Raw genomic sequence first — 15,312 nt, forward strand, 5'->3', positions numbered from 1 at the left:
CCAGGTCAGAGCGACACGGACACCGACCCGGGCCGAGAGGAACGGGACAACGAGGTTGGACGAAGGCGCCTGCGAATTTGATGGCCACGAACCTTCTGGTAAGGTTTCGAGCCGCCCCTGGTTCCGAAAACCACGCGGACTTGCGTTCGTGAGGATGAGGAAGTAGGCTGGAACAGTTGCCTCAGAGCGGGTCGGACGTCAGTCCGAAGCGCGATGATGTGCGCGTGTTCTTTGAGAACTCAACAGTGTGCCGATGAATGTCAGTGCCAAATAATATTTGGTGCGACCACTTCACTTTTTGTGGGTGGTTGTTGCTGGACATCGCATTCTTCCGTCTGCGGTGATCCAGTGTTTAGCTAGTTTGAGTTTTTATGCTAGTGATTTGACTCGATGTCTTTGACTGATTGCCCCTTCGGGGTGATTGTGAGTCTTCAACGGAGAGTTTGATCCTGGCTCAGGACGAACGCTGGCGGCGTGCTTAACACATGCAAGTCGAACGATGAAGCCCAGCTTGCTGGGTGGATTAGTGGCGAACGGGTGAGTAACACGTGGGTGATCTGCCCTGCACTCTGGGATAAGCCTGGGAAACTGGGTCTAATACCGGATATGACCTCTTGCTGCATGGTGAGGGGTGGAAAGTTTTTCGGTGCAGGATGAGCCCGCGGCCTATCAGCTTGTTGGTGGGGTAATGGCCTACCAAGGCGACGACGGGTAGCCGGCCTGAGAGGGCGACCGGCCACACTGGGACTGAGACACGGCCCAGACTCCTACGGGAGGCAGCAGTGGGGAATATTGCACAATGGGCGCAAGCCTGATGCAGCGACGCCGCGTGAGGGATGACGGCCTTCGGGTTGTAAACCTCTTTCAGCAGGGACGAAGCGAAAGTGACGGTACCTGCAGAAGAAGCACCGGCCAACTACGTGCCAGCAGCCGCGGTAATACGTAGGGTGCGAGCGTTGTCCGGAATTACTGGGCGTAAAGAGCTCGTAGGCGGTTTGTCGCGTCGTCTGTGAAATCCCGCAGCTCAACTGCGGGCTTGCAGGCGATACGGGCAGACTCGAGTACTGCAGGGGAGACTGGAATTCCTGGTGTAGCGGTGAAATGCGCAGATATCAGGAGGAACACCGGTGGCGAAGGCGGGTCTCTGGGCAGTAACTGACGCTGAGGAGCGAAAGCGTGGGTAGCGAACAGGATTAGATACCCTGGTAGTCCACGCCGTAAACGGTGGGCGCTAGGTGTGGGTTTCCTTCCACGGGATCCGTGCCGTAGCCAACGCATTAAGCGCCCCGCCTGGGGAGTACGGCCGCAAGGCTAAAACTCAAAGGAATTGACGGGGGCCCGCACAAGCGGCGGAGCATGTGGATTAATTCGATGCAACGCGAAGAACCTTACCTGGGTTTGACATGTACCGGACGACTGCAGAGATGTGGTTTCCCTTGTGGCCGGTAGACAGGTGGTGCATGGCTGTCGTCAGCTCGTGTCGTGAGATGTTGGGTTAAGTCCCGCAACGAGCGCAACCCTTGTCCTGTGTTGCCAGCACGTGATGGTGGGGACTCGCAGGAGACTGCCGGGGTCAACTCGGAGGAAGGTGGGGACGACGTCAAGTCATCATGCCCCTTATGTCCAGGGCTTCACACATGCTACAATGGTCGGTACAGAGGGCTGCGATACCGTGAGGTGGAGCGAATCCCTTAAAGCCGGTCTCAGTTCGGATCGGGGTCTGCAACTCGACCCCGTGAAGTCGGAGTCGCTAGTAATCGCAGATCAGCAACGCTGCGGTGAATACGTTCCCGGGCCTTGTACACACCGCCCGTCACGTCATGAAAGTCGGTAACACCCGAAGCCGGTGGCCTAACCCCTTGTGGGAGGGAGCCGTCGAAGGTGGGATCGGCGATTGGGACGAAGTCGTAACAAGGTAGCCGTACCGGAAGGTGCGGCTGGATCACCTCCTTTCTAAGGAGCACTTCTCCCGGCGAGGGGTCACACAGGTGACGTCCTCACGGGCAGAGACTGTTTCGTTCCCACAGGTGGAACGGCAGAAGCTCATGGGTGGAACGCTGACAACCTCATCCGCATATCAGCCGGCTACACGGTCGGTTGGTGGGTGATATATCGGTGCACTGTTGGGTCCTGAGAGAACACGCGAGTGTTTGATCAGCGACGATGACTTACGAAGACGGTTGGCCGTGTGGCCGGCGTTGGTAGGGGTTGTTGTGTGTTGTTTGAGAACTGCACAGTGGACGCGAGCATCTTTGTTGTAAGTGTTTATGAGCGTACGGTGGATGTCTTGGCACCAGGAGCCGATGAAGGACGTGGGAGGCTGCGATATGCCTCGGGGAGCTGTCAACCGAGCTGTGATCCGAGGATTTCCGAATGGGGAAACCCAGCACGAGTGATGTCGTGTTACCCGCACCTGAATATATAGGGTGTGTGGAGGGAACGTGGGGAAGTGAAACATCTCAGTACCCACAGGAAGAGAAAACAACATGTGATTCCGTGAGTAGTGGCGAGCGAAAGCGGATGAGGCTAAACCGAGTACATGTGATACCTGGCAGGGGTTGTGTATTCGGGGTTGTGGGGTTCGTTGTGTCGGCGCTGCCATGCCGGCCGACAGTAAGAAATCGTCGTGTTAGTCGAAGTGGTCTGGAACGGCCTGTCGTAGAGGGTGAGAATCCCGTAGACGAAAACACGGCGACTGTCGATTCGAATACCCGAGTAGCACCGGGCCCGTGAAATCCGGTGTGAATCTGTCGGGACCACCCGATAAGCCTGAATACTCCCTGGTGACCGATAGCGGACTAGTACCGTGAGGGAAAGATGAAAAGTACCCCGGGAGGGGAGTGAAATAGTACCTGAAACCGTGCGCTTACAATCCGTCAGAGCCTTCGAACACTTCGGTGTTGGGGGTGATGGCGTGCCTTTTGAAGAATGAGCCTGCGAGTTAGTGGCATGTCGCGAGGTTAACCCGTGTGGGGTAGCCGTAGCGAAAGCGAGTCCGAATAGGGCGGGTCAGTGGCATGTTCTAGACCCGAAGCGGAGTGATCTACCCATGGCCAGGGTGAAGCGATGGTAAGACGTCGTGGAGGCCCGAACCCACTTAGGTTGAAAACTGAGGGGATGAGTTGTGGGTAGGGGTGAAAGGCCAATCAAACTCCGTGATAGCTGGTTCTCCCCGAAATGCATTTAGGTGCAGCGTCGCGTGTTTCTCACCGGAGGTAGAGCTACTGGATGGTCTAGGGGGCCCACAAGCTTACCGAAATCAGCCAAACTCCGAATGCCGGTGAGTGAGAGCGCGGCAGTGAGACTGCGGGGGATAAGCTTCGTAGTCGAGAGGGAAACAGCCCAGATCGCCGGCTAAGGCCCCTAAGCGTGTACTAAGTGGAAAAGGATGTGGGATCGCTGAGACAACCAGGAGGTTGGCTTAGAAGCAGCCACCCTTGAAAGAGTGCGTAATAGCTCACTGGTCAAGTGGTCCTGCGCCGACAATGTAGCGGGGCTCAAGTACACCGCCGAAGCCGCGGCATTCACACAAGCCCGCTGATTCTCCACGGAGGGTCGGCCAGGTGTGTGGATGGGTAGGGGAGCGTCGTGTGGCCGTGGAAGCGCCGGAGTGATCCAGGTGTGGAGGCCACGCGAGTGAGAATGCAGGCATGAGTAGCGAAAGACGAGTGAGAAACTCGTCCGCCGGATGACCAAGGGTTCCTGGGCCAGGTTAATCCGCCCAGGGTGAGTCGGGACCTAAGGCGAGGCCGACAGGCGTAGTCGATGGACAACGGGTTGATATTCCCGTACCCGTGTATCCGCGCCCAATGGCGAATCAGTTGTGCTAACCGTCCAAAAGGTCGGTCGTCTCCTTCGGGAGTCGGCGGGCTGGCTGCACGGGACCCTGATTGTAGTAGTCAAGCGATGGGGTGACGCAGGAAGGTAGCTGGGCCAGGTGATGGAATACCTGGTGTAAGCCGGTAGGGCGAATGGTAGGCAAATCCGCCATTCATCAAGCCTGAGAGGTGATGCGTACCCGTTGAGGGGAATTCAGTGATCCTATGCTGCCGAGAAAAGCCTCTAGTGAGTTGGTACACGGCCCGTACCCCAAACCGACACAGGTGGTCAGGTAGAGAATACCGAGGCGATCGAGAGAACTGTGGTTAAGGAACTCGGCAAAATGCCCCCGTAACTTCGGGAGAAGGGGGACCACGCTCGGTGACGAGTCTTGCACTCTGAGCTGGGGGTGGTCGCAGAGACCAGAGAGAAGCGACTGTTTACTAAAAACACAGGTCCGTGCGAAGTCGTAAGACGATGTATACGGACTGACGCCTGCCCGGTGCTGGAAGGTTAAGAGGACCGGTTAGTCACTTCGGTGGCGAAGCTGAGAATTTAAGCCCCAGTAAACGGCGGTGGTAACTATAACCATCCTAAGGTAGCGAAATTCCTTGTCGGGTAAGTTCCGACCTGCACGAATGGCGTAACGACTTCTCTGCTGTCTCGACCACAGACTCGGCGAAATTGCATTACGAGTAAAGATGCTCGTTACGCGCGGCAGGACGAAAAGACCCCGGGACCTTCACTATAGCTTGGTATTGGTGTTCGGTTCGGTTTGTGTAGGATAGGTGGGAGACTGTGAAGCGGCCACGCCAGTGGTTGTGGAGTCGTTGTTGAAATACCACTCTGATCGTATTGGACCTCTAACCTCGGACCATGATCTGGTTCAGGGACAGTGCCTGGTGGGTAGTTTAACTGGGGCGGTTGCCTCCCAAAATGTAACGGAGGCGCCCAAAGGTTCCCTCAGCCTGGTTGGCAATCAGGTGTCGAGTGCAAGTGCACAAGGGAGCTTGACTGTGAGACTGACAGGTCGAGCAGGGACGAAAGTCGGGACTAGTGATCCGGCACCGGCATGTGGAAGCGGTGTCGCTCAACGGATAAAAGGTACCCCGGGGATAACAGGCTGATCTTCCCCAAGAGTCCATATCGACGGGATGGTTTGGCACCTCGATGTCGGCTCGTCGCATCCTGGGGCTGGAGTAGGTCCCAAGGGTTGGGCTGTTCGCCCATTAAAGCGGCACGCGAGCTGGGTTTAGAACGTCGTGAGACAGTTCGGTCTCTATCCGCCGCGCGCGTTAGAAACTTGAGGAAGGCTGTCCCTAGTACGAGAGGACCGGGACGGACGAACCTCTGGTGTGCCAGTTGTCCCGCCAGGGGCATGGCTGGTTGGCTACGTTCGGAAGGGATAACCGCTGAAAGCATCTAAGCGGGAAGCCTGTTCCAAGATGAGGTTTCTCACCCCCTCGAGGGGGTAAGGCCCCCGGCAGACCACCGGGTTGATAGGCCGGAACTGGAAGCACAGCAATGTGTGGAGGTGACCGGTACTAATAGGCCGAGGACTTACCACGAAGATGTTACGCGTCCACTGTGCGGTATCTGAAACAACACACACAGATATCCGATCGAGTTCTGCTGCGGCGGAACGCTATCGAGAGGTCTGCGTGGTTACTGTTTCATAGAGTTACGGCGGCCATAGCGACAGGGAAACGCCCGGTCCCATTCCGAACCCGGAAGCTAAGCCTGTCTGCGCCGATGGTACTGCACTCGACAGGGTGTGGGAGAGTAGGACACCGCCGAACACCCGTTCCGAAAGGGGACCCACATTGTGGGTCCCCTTTCGTGTTTCTGTATGCAGAAAATATGCCGGCCCAACGGTTTTCGAGGACCGACCCGAGCTGCTTCCCGGCCCGCAGGCGAACCGGGAAGCAGTCGAAGAATCAGGGGCGCGGTGCCTTCGGACGCGCGACCGGCCGCGGCAGTGCACGCGTCAGACGCGGAGCCCAACCGTGCGACGGCCAACGCTTGAGACCCAGCCGGTCCGGCGTGACGCGAGTGTTGACGAACTTGCCCTCGAGCTCTTCGTCGGCCTCCCCGACGAACCGGTAGAGAATCGTGCCGCCGTTCTCGTCCGTGCGAGCGGCCGCCTCCCACCCGGTGGCGCGATAGACCGCGCGGACGATGTTGTCGGCGACGACGATGATGGGCAGGCCGTCGATTCCGCGCGCTGCCGATCCTGCCGGCCACGGCTTGGACGCGAGTTCGCGCACCGCAGCCGGCGACGCCTTCTTCGCTTCGTTGACCCGCAGCACCACGCACGGCGTCGGCAGCTCGGGAGCAGGCGAGGCCGAGTACTGACGGACGAGCTCCGCGATCGGGATCGCCGTGCGATCGGCTTCGGACTCCTCGGTGGACCCCGCCAGGTTGGTGAGGACCCACTCGCCACGATGCGGCTCGGTCAGTCCCAGTGCCGCGATGACCGCTTCGGCCGTCACTGCGGCGGTGTGGTCACCGTCGGACTTCGGGTTCAACGCGTCGGCGACGATGTAGTGCTCCACCGCGTAGCCGGACTCGTAGACGGTTCGGATGCGCCGCAGAGCCGCCTCGGTCTCCGGTGTGGACATCGGCGCCTTCTCGCCGGCCTCGGTGAGCTTCGAGTTCTCCCCGAGAGCCGTCCAGACGAGCGTGAAGATGCGGTTTCCGCGTCCCGAGCCGACGTAGAAGATGCTGCGGTCACGAGGGTCGAGCAGGGCGTAGACGTAGGCGCCGAGCTGGTCGCAGATGTTCTTCGGAAGCAGTCTCGGGCTGGGTGCGCGGTCTTCGACCTGGTTCACGAGAGCCCGCAGAACGGTCAGGCGCAGCGCCACGGGGACCTTGCCGGCGGACCCGCCGAACAGTTCGCGGTTGGCTGCATCCACGGAACCGAAGGTGCGTCCGATGTGACGGCTGAGTGCGCCGAGCGCGTGGGTGAACTCCGCAAGTCTCTGGCGTGGATCGTCCGCTGTATCCGGCAACTCGTTGCTGGTCAGGAACATCTGGATCTCGGGAGATTCCAGCAGAGTTTGGGCAATGTTCGGAGGAACTGTCCACACTGTGCGCATAGAGCGACTCTAGGCCACACACAAGATTGGGGAGCCGCTCCGCGCAGGCGCCGCGCCGCCGAATCCGGAGGAAGAACCCGAGGAGAACCCGGGCGGGATAAGCTCGCGTGCCATGACAGCGGTGCGGACCCGTTCCCGTTCTCGGTTGTTGCGGGACACCGCGTCGTCCGCGCAGGTCGAAGCACTTCTGATCATTGCGATCGCGACCATCCTCGTCACGCGTCTGTACCTGCACCTGACGGGTTATCCGCAGGTCGGCGGATCGGTCCTGCACATCGCTCACGTGCTGTGGGGCGGTCTGCTCATGGTCGCCGCATTGATGATCTCGATGACCTTCATCGGCCGGGCGCCCGACCGCATCGCAGTGGTGCTCGGCGGTATCGGTTTCGGCCTGTTCCTCGACGAGGTCGGCAAGTTCGTCACGAAGACCAACGATTACTTCTACCGACCCTCGGTGGCGATCATGTACGTGGTGGTCGTGTTGCTGCTCGTCGTCAATCGAGCGGTGCACCTCCGCCGTGGGCCCTCGCCCGAGGAGTATCTCGCCAACGCTGCGCTCACGGCGACGGACGGGCTCACCCACGGCCTGACCCCGACCGATCGCGACCAGGCGCGCGTGCAGCTCGAACGCGCGCGGGAGGGTGGAGTCGACCCAGAGGTCGTCGAACAGATCGATCTTTTGCTCGCCTGGTGCCGGGAGGTGCCGTCGCGCTTCTCGTGGGTGTCGCTCCGGTTGCCGGAGCGACTGCGGGGTGAGCGCAGCGTCCGCGTCGCGGCAGCCCTGCTCACCGTCTTCTCCATCGGCATCCTCATCAATGCAGCCGCCACGCTGGAGGAGGATCTCGCCGCGCGGACGAGCAACGTGTTGACCATGATCCAGCTCATCGGTTCCGGTGTCACCGTCCTGTTGTGCGTGGTGGGATCGGTGGGCCTGTGGCGTCGGCAGAGGTGGGCGGTGCGTGCTCTGCGGACGGCTGCGTTGATCACCGTCTTCTTCGTCGACGTGCTGGAGTTCGCCGTGCAGGAGTTCGGGGCGTTGCTCAACGTCGCCGTGGGTGCCGCTGCTCTGTCGGTGTTCTCACACCACCTTCGTCAGATGTCCCGGCACGAGGCGCTGCCCGACACCGCGTGAGCAGGTGGGCTCTGTGTGGAGACAGTGGCGGACGAATCACGGCACCGCTGCCCACCGTGTGCGCTTCGTCGCATACCGTATAGACCGTGAGCACCCCAGCCCCTGACGCCACCGGTTCCGCGTCGACCTGGCCCGCGCTACTCACGTGGCGTGCGGTCGATCTGTCTCGGATGGAGTCGGTACGAGTACAGCTCTCCGGCCGCCGCATCAAGGCATCCGGTCGCATCGTGGCTGCGGAGTGCACCGACCATCCGGCCTTCAGCGCCTCGTACGACCTGGTGACGGACGAGAACGGTGTCACCCGCCGATTGTCGGTGCGCACCACCCGCGCTTCGGGTGAGCGGCACATGTCCCTCACCCGGTCCGAAGAGGGCATCTGGATGTCCGACAACGGCATCGACCATCATCGGTCCACCTTCGGCGGGGCGCTGGACGTGGACGTGGTGTTCAGCCCGTTCTTCAACGCCCTGCCCATCCGTCGGCACGACCTGCAGGCCGGAGCCGACGACGTGGAGGTGCCCGTCGTCTACGTCAATCTCATCGATCTCAGCATCGAGGAGGCCACGGTCGTCTACAGCAGTGCGTCCGACGGCATCCACGTGCTGTCACCGCGCTCGTCGTCGTCGGTGACCGTCGACGAGGACGGCTTCGTCCTCGAGTACCGAGGTCTCGCCTCCCGCATCTAGGGCTGTCCCGACGCCTCCACCGCCATCGCCACGGCGAACGCGGCCGATTCGGCAGGGTGGCTGCCGTGCCCGTGCGTGCCGCCGGTGAGGCCGACGATCTGGAGTCCGACCGGCGACGACCCGCCGTCAGGAGCCGGCACCGACACGGCCGGGACACCGAGGACGCTGAACGGGATACACATCTGCAGCAGCGGTGCGCGCAGCTCGACGGGATCGCTCGTCAGCGGCGCCGAACGCACGCCGGTGGTGACGGTGATCAGCGCATCGAGCTTGTCCACGGTGCGGAGGCGGTGCACGACGTCGTGCCGTAGTCGCGCCACCGCCCGGGCCGCGTGGATGTATTCGTAGGCCGGCCGGTCGCGTTGCGCGGCGAGCAGAGCGGCCGTCGGGGATTGGTAGCGGTCGGGATCGGCTTCGAACCAGGCGCGATGCGTCTCGTACGCTTCCGAGCCGGTGACCACGGGATACAGCGCGAGCATCTCGTCGGTCTCGGGCAGTTCCACGTCCACGACGCGGGCGCCCAGGTCTGCGAGGGTGCGGCACGCCGTCTCGACGGCCTCGTCGAACTCGGGTGACAGATCCCAGATGCCGCCCCGCAGGCGTCCGATGCGCAGTTCGGAAACCGGGGTACGCAGGTGCGCGATGCCCGGAAGGGCGCCCCATGCGAGTGAGGCGTCCAGAGCGTCGGCGGCGAGCAGACCGACGTGATCGAAGGTCGTCGACAGCGGGAACACGCCCTGCTCGGGAAGAGCGCCGAAGCCGGGCTTGAATCCGACGATCCCGCACAACGCCGCCGGGGTGCGGACACTGCAACCGGTGTCGGTTCCCAGCGCGACGGGCACGACGCTCCTCGCGACCAGCACTGCGGAGCCGGACGAGGAACCACCGCTGATCAGGTCCGGATTGTGGGGGTGGGAGGCCGCGCCGGACGCATTGATCAACCCGGTGGGCCCGTATGCGAACTCGTGGAGGTGGGTCTTCGCCACCACGACGGCTCCGGCTTCGCGGAGTTTCTCGATGACGCGAGCGTCGCGCCGCGCGGGAGGTGCATCGGCGAGGACCGCGCTGCCGCAGCGAGTGGGAAACCCGGCGACGTCGATGTTGTCCTTCACCGCGACCGCGACACCGTGCAGGGGACCGATCCAGTTCCCGGCGGCGATCTGCTCGTCGGCGAGGGCTGCGGCCTCGAGTGCTGCCTCGTCGTTGCGGGCGGCGACGGTGTTCTCCCAGGGGGTCCCGACGAGGGCGTCGAGTTCGGCGAGAACCGAGCGGACGTGTTCGGTAGGGGTCGTCTTGCCGGTGGTCAGCGCCGAGGCGATGTCGCGGAGGTTCATCGTGTCCACACTCCACCGCGTCGTCCGGCCTCGCGGAACGCTGCGATCCAGCCCTCGTCGCCGGGCTGCGTGCCGACGATGGGGTCGCGACGACGTTGTTCGTAGCGGGTCCGAGCCGTGTGACCGGCGCGGGTGAGTTCGGAGGTGCTGCGGTCGGCCAGTTGCTCCCGGGCCGTCCTCAGCACCTCGAGTGTCTCGTCCAGCGCGACCAGCAGGGCCTCGGCGTTGCCTTCGCACATCGCGTCGACCAGGGCCGGGGCCGTCGCGGCGACCCGCGTGCCGTCCCGGAAGGAGCCGGCGGCGAGACCGAGTGCGAGATCGCCGCCTCCGGCGCCCGAGAGGGCCAGCGCTTCGGCGAGGAGATGGGGGAGGTGGGAGACCCGCGCGACCGCCGCGTCGTGCTCCCGGGATTCGGCGGGCACGACGACGGAGCCGCAGTCGAGCGCGAGGTCGGCGACCTGCCGCCACACCTCGGGATCGGTGCCGTCGTCGACGGTCACCACCCACACCGCGTCGCGGAACAGGTCGGCGGTCCCAGCGGTCCAGCCGGACTCCGCCGTACCCGTCATGGGGTGTCCACCCACGAAACGCCGCGACAGGCCGTGAGCGGCGACGGCAGCGGCCACTTCCGCCTTGATGCTCACCACGTCGGTGAGCGCGACGTCGGGGGCGTGCTCGGCCATCGCCTCGAGGATGCTGCCCACTGCCGGCATCGGTACCGCGATCACCACAAGGGCGTCGGTGTCGGCTGCGCGACGCAGCGTGGCCGTGAGGTCGGTGGACGCGTCGAAGCCGTCGGCGACGGCGGCCTCCACGGCCTGCGACGACCTGTTGTAACCCCACGCCTGCCTTCCGGTCGCCGCGGCGGCGCGCAGCAGCGAACCACCGATCAGGCCGAGGCCGAGGACACAGACGGGCGGGGAAGAGACGGCTGAGGACACCTCATCAGGTTGGCATATCCCGCGCTGGGCTTCATTCACCGGACGTGGCCGACTACCGTTGCGCCCATGGCTGCACAGCGTGTAGGGAACAAGAGCCCTTCCGTGACCCAGGGCGGGAACCCCGCCGGGAGTTCGAGCGACGACCTCGACGGCTTCGCCGTCGCCGTGACGCGGGAGGAAGGTCGTTGGAAGTGCCGGGCGTTGTCCGGTGCCGCACTGACGAGTCTCGATACCGCAGTGACCGAGTTGCGGGAGCTGAGAAGCTCCGGCGCAGTGTTCGGTCTGCTGAACGTGGACGACGAATTCTTCATCATCGTGCGTCCCGCACCTGCGGGAACGAGGTTGCTGCTGTCCGACGCGACGATGGCCGTCGACTACGACATCGCCGCCGACGTCCTCGATGCGCTGAATGTCGAGATCCCCGACATCGATCCCGATGAGCTCGACGACATCGAGCCGTGGGAGGAGGGCGACCTCGGCATCCTGGCCGACATGGGTCTGCCCGAGCCGGTGCTCTCGGTGATCCTGTCCGAGACCGACCTGTATCCCGACGAGCAGCTCGACGAGATCGCGCAGCGACTCGGGTTCGACGACGTCCTGGGTAACACCCTGGACAAGCTCCGTTAGATGGGGCTGCGCGACGACGAGGCATTGATCCGGGTCGCGCTGGAGGCCGCCGCTGCCGCGCCCGCCGGTGACGTACCGGTGGGCGCGGTGGTGTTCGGACCGGACGGCACCGAGATCGCGCGGGCGGCGAACTCCCGCGAGGCCACCGGGGACCCCACAGCGCACGCCGAGGTGCTCGCTCTGCGCGCGGCAGCGCAGGTCTACGGCGACGGATGGCGTCTCGAGGGCGCAACCCTCGCGGTGACCCTCGAGCCCTGCACGATGTGCGCGGGCGCGTTGGTGCTCTCCAGGGTGTCGCGGGTGGTCTTCGGGGCGTGGGAACCGAAGACGGGCGCCGTCGGGTCGCTGTGGGACGTGGTGCGCGATCGGCGCCTCACACACCGTCCGGAAGTGCGCGGCGGTGTGCTCGAAGCCGAGTGCGCGGCCGTGCTCGAAGCGTTCTTCCGGGAACACCGAGGTCCGGCCTCGGAGCTGTGACCAGGCGATTTCGGGATGAGGCATGCAATCCGCTAGAGTCGTCAGCGGTGGCGTGACCGAGCGGCCGAAGGAGCGCGCCTCGAAAGCGCGTGACGGGTAACCCCCGTCCGTGGGTTCAAATCCCACCGCCACCGCCAGAAGCCCCTCACCTGTTCAAGCAGGTGAGGGGCTTTTCTCACCTCTGGAGGTCGCCAAGGGCCGGGGCCGGAAACATCCGCTACAGCTTTTGCCATCCGCTGCGGCAATTGCGGTAGCGGATAGCGAAAGCTGTAGCGAATGACTGGGAGAGGCGACGAGGTGCGCCTGAGGGAATGTAGATCGGGACGGCTGCACGCGCACAGGTCTTCCGATAGGTTCGCGCCTGCACGCTCGCCATCGGGAGGGAGAACAGTGGATCGCGTCAGCTCGACGATCGTCGGACCCGCCGAGTCCGACGTCCCGCCGGCCGTTCTCGTGCACGGGGTGCTGGCCTGGGGAGACGACGAGACCTACGGATTCGGGCGGCAACGACCTTTGGGGGCGTCACGTCGGCTCATCCTGATGGACCGCCGCGGGCACGGCGACTCGCCGGATCTCGACGGGGCCCATCGCACCGACTACGAGGTAGATGCCGCCGACATCGTCGAACTGCTCGGTGACGGTGCCCATCTCGTCGGACATTCGTACGGTGCGGTCGCAGCGATGCTCGCAGCGGCGGAACGGCCGGACCTGGTGCGTTCGCTGTGCCTGATCCAGCCCGGATGCCTGAAGGTTGCGGAGAGCGAACCGGTCGTCGCCGAGAACCTCGCCCGCGCCCGCGCGTCCCAGGCAGCGCTCCCGCCCGAGCTCACTGCGGAGGACTATCTGCGTCTCACCACGGAGAGCGTCGGCATGCCGCCGGCGGAACCCACCCCGAAGCGGCTACGCGCAGCGGCGACGTCGATGCGGGAGAGGCCTTGCTGGGACGCCGACATCCCCCTCGAGCCGCTCGCGGCGGCGCCGTGGCCGAAGCTCGTCGTCATCGGTGACTGGGCGGGCGCACCCGACGAGTACAAGCGACTGGCGGGAGATCCGCTGACGATCACGGCGCGGGTCGTCGCAAACCGGATCGATGGAGAACTACTCGAGGTTCCCGGCTTCTACCCGCACGTCCAGCAGCCGGAAGCTGTCAACGAGGCGCTCGACGAATTGTGGAGCCGGGCCGACGCCCGTTGACGAGAGGTCGGCCGACAGCGTCGGCGACCATCACGGCGAACATCCACAATCCCGCCGCGACGCCTGCCGCAGCGGCAACGGCGGATGATGCGAGACCACCTGCCAGACCGGCGATTCCGACCAGCAGCATTTCCCAGCCCATGACCCGGAACAACGCGCGGTCGAAGGCACGTGCGAACGGAACGAAGTGCGCACCGACGACGCAGACCACCCACGCGACCGTCAGTTCCGAACGATCGAACGACGCGAGAAGCCTTGCGCCACCGACGATCAGCACGACCATGGCCGCGACCGACACGAGGTAGATCGTCGACGCCTGCTTCGAGGGCGGCTCCAACTGCTCGAATCTCCGCGGCCGAACCAGCACGGTCCAGACGAAAACAACGATGGCGCAGACCCACCCGGCAACGACGATCCCGGTCCACGGCGATCCCAGAGCGGCGCCGTTCACGAGCATGAAGGCCGACGCGCCGCCCGCGCCGATCAGCGCTCCCCACACCTCGGGACGATGGGTCGCTCGGTAACCTCTTGCCGTTCCCGCTCCGAATCGCTCCGCAGGCGGTGTCGTGCGCATCCAGTTCCCCCAACTCCGAGTCGACCACCGGTCCTGTGGACGCTAGCGGATGGGTGGTCGGTCGTCGTCAGAGTTCGCGCCAACTCCCGTCGTTCATGTCGTGTCCGTGCGCGGCCATCAACATGAGACCACCGTCGACAGGGATCGAGCGGCCCGTCAGATACGACGAGCGTGGGGACGCGAGGAAGGCGACGACGGAGGCGACCTCGTTGACGTGCCCGGGGCGCCCGGTGGGGTTGCCCGGCCGCTCCTCGTGGAAGGCCTCGGATTCGTCCATGCCGGTCATCGGCGTGGAGATCTCACCGGGAGCCACAGAGTTGACCGTGATGCCGTACCGGGCCCATTCGAGGGCGAGACACTGGGTGAGCATGCCGAGACCGGCCTTCGCCGTGCAGTACGCGGAGGCCCCGTAACGGGGAACGTGCTCGTGGACGCTCGTGATGTTGACGATGCGGCCGCCGCGCCCGGAGTCGATCATGTGTCGCGCGGCGCGCTGGGAGCACAGGAACGGGCCGTCGAGGTCGGTGGAGAGCATCTCCCGCCACCGTTCGAAGGACAGGTCGAGCACCTCGTCGCGGTGACCGGTGCCGGCGTTGTTGACCAGCACCCCGAGGCCGCCGAGTTTCTCGGCGAGCTCGTCGATCACGTCGGCGGTGTCCGGGCTGGTCAGGTCCTGCCGGGCCACGAAGCACCGCTGCCCGCGCTGTTCGACCGCGGCGCGGGTGTCCTCGGCCCCTGCCTCGTCGGTGTGGAAGGTGATACCGACGTCGAACCCCTCGGCGGCGAGCAGTTCGGCGGTCGCCTTGCCCATCCCCGAGTCGGCGCCGGTGACGATGGCGAGTCTGTCGTGAGCTGGAGTGGTCATGGGTCGTGGTTACCCGTGAGTGCCCGCGGCACACTGTGAACCCACGGCAGACTGGGGGCCATGCGTCTGTTGCTGCTCGCCGACACCCACGTACCGACGCGCGCCCGCGACCTGCCGTCGCAGGTGTGGGACGAGGTGGACCGCGTGGACGTGGTGATCCACGCCGGCGACTGGATGGACGTGGCACTGCTCGACGTGCTGGAGGAACGGTCGCGGCAGCTGGTCGCGTGCTGGGGCAACAACGACGGTCCGATCCTGCGGGAACGGTTGCCGGAGGTCGCGCGGGTGGCCCTCGACGGTGTGCGCATCGCGGTGGTGCACGAGACAGGCGCGTCGACCGGGCGCGACAAGCGGATGGCCGCGGCCTATCCCGATACCGACGTCCTCGTCTTCGGCCACTCGCACATCCCCTGGGACACGACCGCGCCGAGCGGACTGCGCCTGCTCAACCCGGGTTCACCCACCGATCGGCGTCGGCAGCCGTACTGCACCTACATGACCGCGAGCATCGTCGACGGCACGCTCCGCGACGTCGAACTGCATCGGCTTCCGAAGAAGGCATGAC

General features: G+C 64.2%; 11 protein-coding genes, 1 tRNA gene and 3 rRNA genes. 10 read left to right on the forward strand and 5 right to left on the reverse strand.

What is annotated here, in order from left to right:
- Window positions 1-431 precede the first annotated feature (431 nt).
- The 3 genes from CKW34_RS01435 to rrf all read left to right on the forward strand — a co-directional run bounded on the left by CKW34_RS01435 (window position 432) and on the right by rrf (window position 5,618).
- A 16S ribosomal RNA gene (locus tag CKW34_RS01435) occupies window positions 432-1,953 on the forward strand.
- 302 nt (window positions 1,954-2,255) lie between these two features.
- A 23S ribosomal RNA gene (locus tag CKW34_RS01440) occupies window positions 2,256-5,387 on the forward strand.
- Between the two features lie 114 nt (window positions 5,388-5,501).
- Window positions 5,502-5,618 (forward strand): 5S ribosomal RNA (gene rrf, locus CKW34_RS01445).
- The 16S, 23S and 5S rRNA genes sit together here, the layout of an rRNA operon.
- A gap of 138 nt (window positions 5,619-5,756) precedes the next feature.
- Here the strand turns inward: rrf and CKW34_RS01450 are convergent.
- Window positions 5,757-6,917, reverse strand: a complete 1,161-nt coding sequence (locus tag CKW34_RS01450) for a GIY-YIG nuclease family protein (protein ID WP_059383249.1) — start codon at window positions 6,915-6,917, stop codon at window positions 5,757-5,759.
- Between the two features lie 112 nt (window positions 6,918-7,029).
- Between CKW34_RS01450 and CKW34_RS01455 the strand changes: the two genes are divergently transcribed.
- Window positions 7,030-8,049, forward strand: a complete 1,020-nt coding sequence (locus CKW34_RS01455) for a hypothetical protein (protein ID WP_059383248.1) — start codon at window positions 7,030-7,032, stop codon at window positions 8,047-8,049.
- 170 nt (window positions 8,050-8,219) lie between these two features.
- Window positions 8,220-8,735 carry a putative glycolipid-binding domain-containing protein gene (locus tag CKW34_RS01460; RefSeq protein ID WP_059383247.1) on the forward strand — a complete coding sequence of 172 codons (516 nt, stop codon included), beginning with the start codon at window positions 8,220-8,222 and terminating at the stop codon, window positions 8,733-8,735.
- On the opposite strand, the gene CKW34_RS01465 is transcribed toward CKW34_RS01460, so the two are convergent.
- Window positions 8,732-10,078: an amidase gene (locus CKW34_RS01465; protein ID WP_059383246.1), complete on the reverse strand. Its 1,347-nt coding sequence runs from the start codon at window positions 10,076-10,078 to the stop codon at window positions 8,732-8,734. The two genes, CKW34_RS01460 and CKW34_RS01465, sit on opposite strands and share 4 nt — an antisense overlap.
- On the reverse strand, window positions 10,066-11,028 hold the full coding sequence (locus CKW34_RS01470) for a prephenate dehydrogenase (RefSeq protein WP_059383256.1): 963 nt from the start codon (window positions 11,026-11,028) through the stop codon (window positions 10,066-10,068). The genes CKW34_RS01465 and CKW34_RS01470 overlap by 13 nt, the downstream gene beginning before the upstream one ends.
- A gap of 48 nt (window positions 11,029-11,076) precedes the next feature.
- Between CKW34_RS01470 and CKW34_RS01475 the strand changes: the two genes are divergently transcribed.
- From CKW34_RS01475 to CKW34_RS01490, 4 genes are all read left to right on the forward strand, one after another.
- Window positions 11,077-11,637, forward strand: coding sequence for a tRNA adenosine deaminase-associated protein (locus tag CKW34_RS01475; RefSeq protein ID WP_059383245.1), 561 nt, complete (start codon window positions 11,077-11,079; stop codon window positions 11,635-11,637).
- Complete coding sequence (locus tag CKW34_RS01480) at window positions 11,638-12,114, forward strand: nucleoside deaminase (RefSeq protein WP_006552538.1); 477 nt, start codon at window positions 11,638-11,640, stop codon at window positions 12,112-12,114.
- 46 nt (window positions 12,115-12,160) lie between these two features.
- Window positions 12,161-12,251 (forward strand) — tRNA-Ser (locus CKW34_RS01485).
- A gap of 253 nt (window positions 12,252-12,504) precedes the next feature.
- Entirely contained in the window at window positions 12,505-13,308 is an 804-nt protein-coding gene (locus CKW34_RS01490) for an alpha/beta fold hydrolase (protein WP_059383244.1), read from the forward strand.
- Here CKW34_RS01490 and CKW34_RS01495 read toward each other — a convergent pair.
- Both CKW34_RS01495 and CKW34_RS01500 read right to left on the reverse strand, forming a co-directional pair.
- Complete coding sequence (locus CKW34_RS01495; RefSeq protein WP_059383243.1) at window positions 13,262-13,807, reverse strand: hypothetical protein; 546 nt, start codon at window positions 13,805-13,807, stop codon at window positions 13,262-13,264. The genes CKW34_RS01490 and CKW34_RS01495 overlap by 47 nt on opposite strands.
- A gap of 142 nt (window positions 13,808-13,949) precedes the next feature.
- Window positions 13,950-14,747 (reverse strand): SDR family oxidoreductase, encoded by a 798-nt coding sequence (locus tag CKW34_RS01500; protein ID WP_059383242.1) that lies wholly within the window; start codon window positions 14,745-14,747, stop codon window positions 13,950-13,952.
- 60 nt (window positions 14,748-14,807) lie between these two features.
- Here CKW34_RS01500 and CKW34_RS01505 point away from each other — a divergent pair, with 60 nt between their 5' ends.
- Window positions 14,808-15,311, forward strand: a complete 504-nt coding sequence (locus CKW34_RS01505; protein WP_059383241.1) for a metallophosphoesterase family protein — start codon at window positions 14,808-14,810, stop codon at window positions 15,309-15,311.
- Window position 15,312: the final 1 nt, after the last annotated feature.

This window comes from Rhodococcus rhodochrous, from assembly GCF_900187265.1.
In the GTDB taxonomy this organism is placed as follows: Bacteria; Actinomycetota; Actinomycetes; order Mycobacteriales; family Mycobacteriaceae; genus Rhodococcus; species Rhodococcus rhodochrous.

Bases quoted from the DNA above. Each gene is read 5' to 3' on its own strand.
- CKW34_RS01475 (WP_059383245.1), top strand. From the start codon at position 11,077: ATGGCTGCACAGCGTGTAGGGAACAAGAGCCCTTCCGTGACCCAGGGC.
- CKW34_RS01450 (WP_059383249.1), bottom strand. From the start codon at position 6,917: ATGCGCACAGTGTGGACAGTTCCTCCGAACATTGCCCAAACTCTGCTG.
- CKW34_RS01460 (WP_059383247.1), top strand. From the start codon at position 8,220: ATGGAGTCGGTACGAGTACAGCTCTCCGGCCGCCGCATCAAGGCATCC.
- CKW34_RS01500 (WP_059383242.1), bottom strand. From the start codon at position 14,747: ATGACCACTCCAGCTCACGACAGACTCGCCATCGTCACCGGCGCCGAC.
- CKW34_RS01480 (WP_006552538.1), top strand. From the start codon at position 11,638: ATGGGGCTGCGCGACGACGAGGCATTGATCCGGGTCGCGCTGGAGGCC.
- CKW34_RS01455 (WP_059383248.1), top strand. From the start codon at position 7,030: ATGACAGCGGTGCGGACCCGTTCCCGTTCTCGGTTGTTGCGGGACACC.
- CKW34_RS01505 (WP_059383241.1), top strand. From the start codon at position 14,808: ATGCGTCTGTTGCTGCTCGCCGACACCCACGTACCGACGCGCGCCCGC.